The 5,133-nt window shown below is 65.1% G+C and carries 5 protein-coding genes; 4 read left to right on the forward strand and 1 reads right to left on the reverse strand.

All coding sequences use genetic code 11. The annotated features are described in order from the left end of the window. The 4 genes from istA to DCI01S_RS17385 form a co-directional block, all read left to right on the forward strand. Window positions 1-1,486, forward strand: a 1,486-nt coding sequence (gene istA / locus DCI01S_RS15805) for an IS21 family transposase (RefSeq protein ID WP_061230104.1), incomplete at its 5' end; no start/stop codon positions are given. After that, the gene (gene istB, locus DCI01S_RS15810; protein WP_061230105.1) at window positions 1,483-2,280 is read left to right on the forward strand and encodes an IS21-like element helper ATPase IstB; all 798 of its coding nucleotides are present in this window, start codon (window positions 1,483-1,485) and stop codon (window positions 2,278-2,280) included. The genes istA and istB, both read left to right, overlap by 4 nt. Window positions 2,281-2,343: 63 nt before the next feature. Further along, window positions 2,344-2,643, forward strand: coding sequence for a recombinase family protein (locus DCI01S_RS15815; protein ID WP_244881766.1), 300 nt, complete (start codon window positions 2,344-2,346; stop codon window positions 2,641-2,643). 259 nt (window positions 2,644-2,902) lie between these two features. Further along, window positions 2,903-3,562 (forward strand): hypothetical protein, encoded by a 660-nt coding sequence (locus tag DCI01S_RS17385; protein ID WP_156482643.1) that lies wholly within the window; start codon window positions 2,903-2,905, stop codon window positions 3,560-3,562. Window positions 3,563-3,791: 229 nt separating this feature from the next. Here DCI01S_RS17385 and DCI01S_RS17390 read toward each other — a convergent pair whose 3' ends face one another. Then, entirely contained in the window at window positions 3,792-4,673 is an 882-nt protein-coding gene (locus DCI01S_RS17390) for a C1 domain-containing protein (RefSeq protein ID WP_156482644.1), read from the reverse strand. Window positions 4,674-5,133 lie beyond the last annotated feature (460 nt).

The raw sequence follows: 5,133 nt of genomic DNA on the forward strand, positions 1-5,133 counted from the left end.
CTATCGGGATGCCGGCGAGCTCGCCGGGGTCTCGCACCACACCGTCGCCCGCTATGTCACGGCTCGTGATGCGGGCCGGTTGACCGACAAGCCGGCCGCGCGGCCGCAGTTGATGGACGAGCTCATGCCGAAGGTCGAGGAGTGGGTGGAGCGCTCGGGCGGCAAAATCCGTGCGGACGTGGTCCACGAGAAGCTGCTCGCGGTGGGGTTCACCGGCTCGGAGCGCACCACGCGTCGGGCGGTGGCGGCGGTGAAGAAGTCCTACCGGCTCGGGAACGCCCGGGTGCACCGGCCATGGGTGACCGAGCCGGGCCTGTGGCTGCAGTACGACTTCGGTGACGGTCCGGTGATCGACGGGGTGAAAACCGTGCTGTTCTGCGCGTGGCTGGCGTGGTCACGGTTCCGAGTGGTCCTGCCGATCCGCGACAGGACCGCCCCGAGCGTGTTCGCTGCCCTGGATGTGACGCTGCGCCGCCTGGGTGGTGCGCCGACGTATGTGCTGACCGACAACGAGAAGACCGTCACCGTGGAGCATGTGGCGGGAATGGCGGTGCGAAACCCGCAGATGGTGGCGTTCGCCCGCCACTATGGGGTCACGGTGCTCACGTGCGAGCCCGCGGATCCGGCTTCCAAGGGTGGCTCGGAGTCGACGGTCAAGGTCGCCAAGGCCGACCTGGTGCCCAAGGACACCAACTTGCGCGGTGAGTACTCCTCGTTCGCCGAGCTGGAGGGGGCGTGCGAGCAATGGTGCGAGCAGGTCAACGACCGGGAGCACCGCATCACTCGGCGAGCCCCAGCGCAGATGCTCGCTCAGGAACGGGCCCGTCTGCACACCGTGCCGACCGAGGCGTACACGGTGGCGCTGGGGACCACGCGGCAGGTGCCGGTGAACTCGCCGATGGTGACGTTCGAATCCGGGCAGTACTCGGTACCGCACACGCTGCTCGGCGAGACCGTCTGGGTCCGCGCCCATGGTGCCGGCGCCGGTGAGCAGATCGTCGTGGTGCACGTCGGACCCGCTGGGCCGGTGGAGGTGGCCCGCCACCTGCGGGCGACCCCGGGAAGCCCGCGACTTGCCGATGCGCACTTCCCAGACGCCCCGGCCGGTGCCCTGCACCGCCAACCCCGCGCCCGCAACGCCGCGGATGCGGCGTTCCTGGCACTCGGTGACGGGGCCCGGCTGTGGCTGACCGAGGCCGCCGCTGCGGGCACGACGAAGATGCGCGTGAAGATGGCCGAGGCCGTCGCCCTGGCCAAGTTGTTCGACCCCGACGAGGTCGACTGGGCGCTCGGGCACGCGGCCCTGCACAACCGGTTCGCCGAGGCCGATCTGCCCTCGATCCTCAACCACCACGCCGCCTCCGGCGCTACCGGGCAGTCGCACTCTGCGGGTGAGGACCGGTCGCTGACCCAGGGCACCGCCGGATGGGCCGCCCTGGGCCAGCAGTCACCACTGGCCACCGATTCTGAGGAGGAAGACCGATGACCACCACCGAGGTTCCGGCGCTGGGTGTGCCGGCCAGTCCGCCACTGCCCGCCGACCTGGACGCCATCCTGCGGCGCCTGCGACTGCCGCACATTCGCCGCCACGCGCCCGAAGTGCTCGCCACCGCCAAGTCCCAACGCTGGGACCCGGCCGAGGTGCTGCGCGCTCTGCTGGCCGAGGAGGCCAACGGCCGTGACCGGGCCTCGCTGGCCACACGCCGCGCCACCGCCGGATTTCCCACCGGCAAGACCTTCGACGCCTGGGACGAGTCCGCCTCCTCGATCCCTGCACCGACTCAACAGGCGTTGCGGACGCTGGAGTGGGTGCATCGCAAAGAGAACCTCGTGGTCTGCGGACCCTCCGGGACCGGCAAGACATTCCTACTCGAGGCGCTCGGACAGCAAGCCGTCGAGCAGGGGCTGAAGGTCTCCTGGTTCACCCTGGAAGACCTCGGCGTGCTGTTGCGCAGGCACCGCGCCGACGACACCGTCACCAAGGCCATCGCCAAGATCCTGCGCGCCGACCTGATCATCGTCGACGATATCGGACTGCTGCCGGTGGCCACCGACGCCGCCGAAGGGCTTTACCGCCTGGTGGACGCCGCCTACGAGAAACGCGCCATCGCGATCAGTTCGAACCTGCACCCGGCCGGTTTCGACGAGCTCATGCCCAAGACCATCGCCACCGCGACAGTGGACCGGCTCCTGCATCACGCTCACGTCTGCCAGACCAGTGGCGACTCCATCCGCCTCACCCAAGCACTCGCCGGCCAGGGGGTGAGGCCCTTGACCTGACAATCCCGGGACCGGAGATGGCCAGCCCCTGTGGGCAGATCCCATGGCCATCTCCGGGCAGATCTGGTGACCGTCACCGGGCAGGTCTCACGACCGCCCCTGGGCAGAACTCAATGGCCCTTGACACTGCTCGGGGCGTTCGCCGAGTTCGAGCGGGCCATCATCCGTGAACGCCAGGCTGAGGGCATTGCCATCGCCAAGGCGAAGGGAAAGTACAAGGGACGCAAACGCGTCCTGACTGACGAGCAAATCAACAAGGCCCGCGCCCGCATCGAGGCGGGGGAGGGGCCGTCGGCCATCGCCCGCGATCTCGGGGTCGGCCGCTCCACGCTGTACCGAGCGCTACAACGTCGCACGCCGTGACGGTTGGCCCCGTAGTGCTGTTTAGGGTCATGCCGATTAGGACATGGCCGACAATGGAGCGCGACCGAGTTTCTCTGAAGGGGAGACCGGTGTGTCGCGACGAGCGTGAAGCTGCTCCGGTCGCCACCCGTCTACCACGACGTGTCGAACCGGAGGCAGCCGATCAGGGCTGCAGACGACCTCGCTAAGGGCGACGATATTGCAGGTTCGGGTCGTTAGGCTCGTGACGGGAGGAAGAACCGCTGTGGATCTGCAGCCAGTGACCGCCATCCTCGTCGGCTTGATCGGGGTGATTGGCTCGCTTGGAGGTGTCGCGCTCTCCACATTCCTCGGAGCCAGGGCTGAACGCCGGCGCCTAGCGGAGTCGGATGCGCGTCGTTGGACCGAGAACCGGCAACGGGGTTACGCGCAGTATCTGGTCTTGGTACAGGCGATGCTGCGTGACATAGATGGCGCGGCATCCTTTCTTCCTTACGACGATACGAAGCCTGCATCGGCCGAGGACGATGAACTGCGGAAGGAGTTGCTTTTCGAATACCACGTTCGGTGGGACGATGAACTTCAGCCGTTGCTGGCTGATCTTTCTTTGGTGGCTGGCAAACAAGTAGGCGAGCTGGCAGACCGTGTGTCCGGTGCGCTCATGGAAATTAGTAGCACCGTAGAAGTGGGCGGCTTCTTCGCAGATTTCTATCCGCAGTACTTTCGAGCGCGAGATCTCGTCGGTCTGTTGCGAAATGCCATGCGGTCCGAGTTGGGAATTAATGAGGACTTGGACCTAGAGTCTCCCCGTGGTAGTGACTGGCCATGGCCTCCAGAATTGCCCGATGAACTCGAGTATATTCGCCGACAGGCTGATATTCCCGGAAGATCTGAGTTATCTGAACGAGAGCGACAGCGCCTGGCCGGCTTGAGTGAGTGATGTGCGGAGGTTCCAGCGAAGTCTCATGCACCGTGCTCTCATCAGAACGAAGTCCGAACAAAAGAAAGACCATTGCCCAAAGCGGCTTACAGCTCGTACCCGATACTGCGGGCGGTGGCGGGGCGTCTTGATCGGGGAGGGAACTGGCGGATCCGATGGTTATCGTCAGGCTGACGAGGGCTATGACGGTGACGTGATGGCCCCGGTCTCAGGAGGCGCCCATTCTTGGCTATGAGTGATCGGGCTCTTCTGGTTCGCCGATCTCCGCGTGCTCGAAGGCGATGCGATGTTTCTCGTACTGATTGTCGTTCCAAGCCTCGATCTCGTCCGAGGTGGCGTTCTTGTCACCGTGGTCACGGGTAAGTGGGACGTCGGTGAAGCCGGCAAGGCTCCGATCGAGATGAAGGTCGCAGACGGGACAGTGAATGAAGTCGAGTTCCGCTGTTTCCCTCACGAAGTAGCCGACACTTTCGGGCGCGTCGCTGTCATCGACCTCTACCGTCCGATGCAACTCGTAGAGGCCGTGCAAGGTGTGATTGTGGCATGCCGGACATCGGTAAGGCTGGGTGTAGAGATCGACCGAGTGGGCGCGATGCACCAGTGTCTCAATCAGAATCTGTCGGGCCTCCGGTTCCAAGTCGTCGACCAGTGATCCGTACATCGCGGCTGCGTCCTGCACCGCCCGATCGAACACCCTTCGTAGTTCCTCGTATGTCTCATCGAGGATCGAGGTCGCGATCTCTGCGTACGTCGGTGACCAGAACGTTTCCCAGTCGCCGGACTGATGTAGAGCACGACGTCGTTCTAGAACGACGTCCACCCACGTTACGAGCTCAGCTTGGGCTGCGGTGGCGTCGGTCGGCGTCGGTAACGCGCCCAGGTGGATCGCCCGGTTGCGAGTCGCGAACAGGTTATCTGGCTGGGGCAACGCGGGAGATATCGCGGCCAGCTGGTTGAGCCGTTTCACGGCGTCGACGGCGCCGACTGTCACTGGCTCGCCAATGCCTCTCTTTGGTGCGGTTTGACGCGCCCCGAATTCGGCGAGAGTAGCGGTGCTGCTGCTCCCCGCGAGGAGGGTGACGCTGATGCCAGCGAGCGTCGACTTCGCCAAGAACTCCGCAGCCGCCCCGAGGGATGTTGTGCGGTCATATTCGTCGAGCGGATCCGCGACACGCGGTTCCCTGATAGCTCGTCGCGCATGGTGCTGTGCGAGGTCGTAGAGCGTGTCGGGCAGGTGCGCCCGCGGGTCAGGTTCTCGATCAGGTCTCACAAGGTGCCCTCCAGTGCGGGACGGCCGGGGCTGCCGCTGCCCCGCAGGCTCAATCGTCTACTCGGGTGCGCCAGGAGTGGAGCCTTCGAGGTCTTGACAGGTCATTTCAGCGAAAGTTGGTAGCCGCTGACGCTGCTCGGGGGCCAGTGGAGACAGCCTCGTGACCCGATTCTGCCTCACACACCCCTGCTGAGGACCACTCTGCGACAGATTATGGCGAGATGAGTTAGTAAGGCACAGGACGAGCCGGTGGATCCATGGGGCTGCCAGCGTCCGGGAGCCGACCAGGCATCTCATCAAA

This window comes from Dietzia cinnamea NBRC 102147, from assembly GCF_001571065.1.
GTDB classification, from domain to species: Bacteria; Actinomycetota; Actinomycetes; order Mycobacteriales; family Mycobacteriaceae; genus Dietzia; species Dietzia cinnamea.

What these genes read in the sequence shown, in the direction of transcription:
- istB (WP_061230105.1), top strand. Translation starts at nt 1,483, where the DNA reads ATGACCACCACCGAGGTTCCGGCGCTGGGTGTGCCGGCCAGTCCGCCA.